This window comes from Pseudarthrobacter sp. AB1 (assembly GCF_014926485.1).
GTDB lineage: Bacteria > Actinomycetota > Actinomycetes > Actinomycetales > Micrococcaceae > Arthrobacter.
In genome coordinates this window covers 1-4,985 of record NZ_PZKO01000024.1, presented here as the reverse complement: position 1 = coordinate 4,985, position 4,985 = coordinate 1, and the positions used below count along the sequence as shown (strand labels likewise).

5 protein-coding genes and 1 pseudogene are annotated in these 4,985 nt (G+C 64.3%); 5 read left to right on the top strand and 1 reads right to left on the bottom strand.

What is annotated here, in order from left to right:
* The 5 genes from DAD99_RS07830 to DAD99_RS07810 form a co-directional block, all read left to right on the top strand.
* Positions 1–327, top strand: a 327-nt coding sequence (locus DAD99_RS07830; RefSeq protein WP_193341061.1) for a M24 family metallopeptidase, incomplete at its 5' end; no start/stop codon positions are given.
* Positions 328–400: 73 nt separating this feature from the next.
* Positions 401–1,252 carry an IclR family transcriptional regulator gene (locus DAD99_RS07825; RefSeq protein WP_193341060.1) on the top strand — a complete coding sequence of 284 codons (852 nt, stop codon included), beginning with the start codon at positions 401–403 and terminating at the stop codon, positions 1,250–1,252.
* 255 nt (positions 1,253–1,507) lie between these two features.
* Positions 1,508–2,311: an alpha/beta hydrolase gene (locus DAD99_RS07820; protein ID WP_309233224.1), complete on the top strand. Its 804-nt coding sequence runs from the start codon at positions 1,508–1,510 to the stop codon at positions 2,309–2,311.
* A 133-nt stretch (positions 2,312–2,444) separates the two neighbouring features.
* Positions 2,445–3,170, top strand: a complete 726-nt coding sequence (locus DAD99_RS07815) for a FadR/GntR family transcriptional regulator (protein ID WP_375372188.1) — start codon at positions 2,445–2,447, stop codon at positions 3,168–3,170.
* 83 nt (positions 3,171–3,253) lie between these two features.
* Positions 3,254–4,021: a glucosamine-6-phosphate deaminase gene (locus DAD99_RS07810; protein WP_193341058.1), complete on the top strand. Its 768-nt coding sequence runs from the start codon at positions 3,254–3,256 to the stop codon at positions 4,019–4,021.
* A gap of 20 nt (positions 4,022–4,041) precedes the next feature.
* On the opposite strand, the pseudogene DAD99_RS07805 reads toward DAD99_RS07810, so the two are convergent.
* A pseudogene (locus tag DAD99_RS07805) lies at positions 4,042–4,879 on the bottom strand (IS982 family transposase).
* Positions 4,880–4,985: the final 106 nt, after the last annotated feature.

Sequence of the window (4,985 nt, the reverse complement as noted above, 5' to 3'; positions counted from 1 at the left end):
GCCGTCTGCAAGGACATCGCCGCCGAGCTCAATGAAATCTACGTGGGCCACGGACTGCTGGCCAACCGCACCTTCGGCTACGGACACTCCTTCGGCGTCCTCAGCCACTACTACGGCCGCGAAGCCGGACTGGAGCTCCGCGAAGACATCGACACCGTGCTGGAGCCGGGCATGGTGGTCTCCATGGAGCCCATGATTACCGTCCTGGATGGCCAGCCGGGCGCCGGCGGCTACCGCGAACACGACATCCTCGTCGTCGGTGAAAACGGTGCCGAGAACATCACCAAGTTCCCGTTCGGACCGGAATACAACATCATCGGAGCCTAACCCCTCCGTGGTTAGCGGCGCCGTGTAACGCGGCGCCGCTTTCCGCTGACTGTGCGCAATGATAGTGAGCATCATGACCACACCAGATTCCAATGACACCAACGGCACCGACTCCAACGGCAATGACACGAACGGCAAGGGCGACACCAAGGGCGCCTCAGTCATCGTCAACGCCATCGCCGTCCTTCGATCATTCACGGCCGATGACCCGTTGCTCGGCGTGACGGAGATCGCCAACCGGGTGGGCTTGCATAAGAGCACCGTGTCACGGATCCTGGCTACCTTCGAACAGGAAAACCTCGTGGAGCGTGATGCGGACACCCGACGGTTCCGCCTCGGACTGGGCCTGATCGCCGTCGCCGGACCGCTGCTCGCCGAACTGGAGGAGCGGCGGGTCGCCTATCCCGTCCTGCGCGAGCTCACGGAGCTGACAGGCGAAACCAGCGCCCTGATGATGTGGGAGGGTAACGAGTCAATCTGCGTGGAGCAGATTGCCAGCCGTCACCAGATCAAGCACACCGCCCCGCTGGGGGCACGGTACAACGACGCGTTGAGTTCCTCGGTCCAGGTGTTCCTGGCAACGCAACCGGAGGAGAGGGTGCGTTCCCTTCTGCGCAGCGGAGCCATTACCTACACCGGGCTGGACGAAGCCTCCCTCGAGGATTATCTGCTCCGCCTTAAAGACGATTTCAGCAGGGGATGGGCCATCAATTACGGCGAATCATCCATGGATGAAGTCGGCGTTGCCGCCCCCGTCTACGATCATCGCGGCGATGTTGTGGCAGCAGTCCTCATCCCGGCCCCGCGGTTCCGCGTTTCCAAGGAACGCCTGCAGATCCTGGGCGAATCCTGCATGGCAGCGGCGGACAAAGTCACCGCACGGCTGGGTGGCAAAGCATCCGGCGCCGGCCGGGGAGGCCGCTAGCCGGCAAGTCCAGAAATGATGCCGGCGGCCACCTCCTTTAGTGTGATATTTCGGTGACTGGATGCCTTGACCAATGGCGGACCCCCGTGAGGCAGGCTGTAGGCTCGGCACATGGCTGATCTACGGCGTCGGACGTTTGTCTTCCGCACACTGGTTGGCGCGGCGGCCGCGGCCGCTGTTGGAACTCTCGGCACCGCGTGTTCGCCCGGCGCCGAGCGGGACGGTGCCGCCGGCGGCGGCGCCAAGGGGGATGCAGTGAAGCGGCACAAGTACCAGTACGGCGAGGACGCCAGCCAATGGGGTGAGCTATTCCTGCCGGAGCTGCCGGCCGGCGGTGAGCACCGCGGCGTGGTGGTGGTGATCCATGGCGGCTACTGGCGCTCGCAGTACGGCGCAGAGCTGGGTGAGCCGATCGCCCGTGACCTGGCCGCCCATGGCATGGCCGCCTGGAACCTGGAATACCGCAGGGCCGGAAACGGCGGCGGCTGGCCAAACACTTTCATCGACGTGCTCGCCGGAATCGACAGGCTGGGCGACCTCGCGGCCAGCCACGCCCTGAACCTTGGACCGGTGGTGGCGCTGGGCCATTCGGCTGGCGGACATCTGGCTGCCTGGGCTGCTGGCCGCGGCAAGCTTGCTCAGCTGGGAATGCCGGACGCTGACCGCCAGGTGCCGCGCAAGTCCGACGCCTCCGCAGTGCATCTGACCGGAGTGGTCAGCCAGTCCGGCCTTCTTAACCTGGCCGAGGCGGAGAAGCTGAACCTCAGCAACGGTGCGGTGAGCAACCTGCTGGGCGGGTCGTCGTCGAAGTATCCGCACCGCTACCGGTACGCGGATCCGATGAGTGCCCTTCCGCTGGCCGTTCCGGTTGTCGCGGTCCATGGATCCGAGGACTCCACCGTTCCGCTGGGCCAGTCCGACTCCTATGTCAACGCTGGTACCGCCGCGCACATGCAGACCCGGTTGATCAGGGTTCCCGGGGACCACTACGCCCTGATCGATCCCAAAACGCCTGGTTACCGGGCGTGCCGCGAGCTGGTTCAATCCCTTTTGGGTTAGATTCGGTCCCTCCGAGTTAAAAATGTTCAAAAAGGTCAGTAACTTTCGGACATTGGACGTCCCATCTCCTGTACTCTTGAGAGGTAGGACGAGTCGCGACCCTTAAGCGCGGCAAGGAGGAGACCCCGTGGCCATCGCATCGCAAGAAGTATCGCCCGCCCGTTTCAGCGCGCAGCTCCGTTCGAATGCCCTGCAGACGCGGATCATGGATCTTATTCTGGAGCGCGGCCTGGACGTTGGGGACGCACTTCCCACCGAAAGTGAACTCTCCGCCGAACTGGGCGTGGGCCGCAACACCGTTCGTGAATCCCTGAAAGTGCTGCAGGCGCTGGGCGTCATCGAGATCCGGCACGGCTTTGGCATGTTCGTTGCGCCCAACAACTTCAGCGCCCTGGTGTCGGGCCTGACCTTCCGTGGCCGGCTGTCCCTCCGCCACAAGGGCGAAGAAGCCATGGAGCTCATCGATGTGCGTCAGGCCCTCGAGTCTGGACTGATCGGTTCGGCCATTAACCTGCTCACCGACGAACACCTGGCGGATCTGCGCTCCACCATGGAAGCCATGGAGACCGCCGCCAAGAATGGGGAGCCGCTGCATGATCACGACGCCGAGTTCCACCGCCGCCTGTACGCCCCCCTGAACAATGAGCTGCTGATCAACCTCATGGATGTCTTCTGGCAGGTTTACCGGAAGATCCACCTGGCCCTCGGCACCGGCCCGGTCAACCTCGAACAGCAGACGCAGGACCACTGGGACATCTTCGAGGCCGTGGCCAACAAGGACAAGGCTCTTGCGTCCGAACGCCTGCAGCGCCACTTTGACGGCATCCGCCTGAAGCTCAAGGACGTCGCGGCCGCCTAGCCTGTATTCCCTCTGCCTTTTCCTTCTCCGCCCGCGCTCCGGGCGGATTTAGTCCTGCCCTTTTCGTAGAGAGTGCCTTTGTCGTGGAAATTTTTGTTGTGCCTACCGCCTCAGCCACCGGTTCTGTCGCCGCCGGTATCCTCGCTGCCGTCATCCGCAGCAAGCCCGACGCTGTCCTGGGCGTGGCCACGGGTGGATCGCCGCTGCCCATCTACGCGGCGCTCGCCAACCACCGGCTCGATATGTCCTCTGTCCGCGCCTTCGCCCTGGACGAGTACGTCGGCCTGCCCCCCGGACACCCCGAAAGCTACGCCGAAGTTTTGCGGCGCGAAGTGACTGAACGGCTGCACCTGGATCCCGTCAACGTAGCGGTGCCGGAAGGAAGCGCTGCGGACCCCGAAACCGCCGCCGCTGACTACGACGCCGCCATTGCCGGCGTTGGCGGCATCGACGTGCAGATCCTCGGCATCGGCCACAACGGTCACCTGGCATTCAATGAGCCCGGCTCCGCCCTGGACTCCCGGACCCGGGTCGAAGTCCTCACCGAACGCACCCGCGAAGCCAACGCCCGCTACTTCAGCACACCGGAGGAGGTGCCGCTCCGCTGCATCACGCAGGGGCTGGGCACCATCCTCGAAGCCCGCCATCTCCTGCTGGTGGTCAACGGCGCGGACAAAGCCGGCATCCTGGCCGCCGCCCTCAACGGACCCGTCACTGCCGAATGCCCGGGTTCGGTCCTGCAGCTGCATCCGCACGTGACGGTGGTGGCCGACGAAGCCGCAGCGTCTCAGCTGGCGCAGGGGTGTGGGCAGGTTGCCGTGCGCGTGTCCGGGGCGGCCGCCAGCGTCTAGATGAGTAATTCCAAGGGCTGTTAGTGGTCGTAGGCGGTCAGTGAGCGGCGGACGGCCTGTCCTGTCTGGTCGTTGTGCCAGATCGCGGCGGTCATGGCCAGCACGCGTTGAACGATGCGGGCCGTGACGCCTGCGGGGGTGCGTCCGCCGTGTTGTTCAAGGTCCAGTTGGCCCTTGAGTGTGTCGTTGATGGATTCGATGATCTGGCGCAGGGGTTTGAAGAATCGGGACCCAGCCCGCGGTTTTTCGCCTTTGCGGGCCGGTCGCAACAGCTCGATTCCGGTCTGATCGACGGGTGCCGGCGAGGATGTCCAAGAAGGTTTGGCGTTCGTCGGCCTTGGCGCCGGTGAGCGCGTAACCGACCGGCAGCCCATGCAGCGTGCAGACGAGGTGCAGGCGCAGGCCCCAGAAGTAGCGTGAGTGCGAGGCGCAGTAACCATATTCGGCCCAGCCGGCCATCTCTGATCGGCGGACCGTTTCCTTGGAGCGGGCGCATTCGACCGGGGTGGAGTCAACCACCCAGACGTCGTCGGTGCCGATATCGCTTTGTTGGACCAGGACCCCGATGAGCCAGTTCATCGTCGGGCCCAGCCGTCGAAGCCGCTTGTTATAGCCGGACTGGCCCGGCAGGAAGGGGAACATCGTGGCCAGGGCCTTGCGGGCGTGACGCAGCCATCTGGCTTCACTGGTAAAGCCGAGCAGGGCCTGCATCACGGCCAAGGTGATCAGCTCAGCATCGGTGATCCTCGGGCTGATTCCGATGCGGGGCCGGGCCGGGATCCGTTCCGGATATGCCTTTAACAGATCATCGGCTGCCACATACAATGCAGTAGCAAGGGTGTCCAGATCGGCGTCCACGTGAGCCTCCAAGTTCGACGTTGGGTAGATAACGCCGATTCTGGACACCCTTGCCCTCTAAACCGCCGCGCCGCGCCGAACACACCCCTTGGAATTACTCATCTAG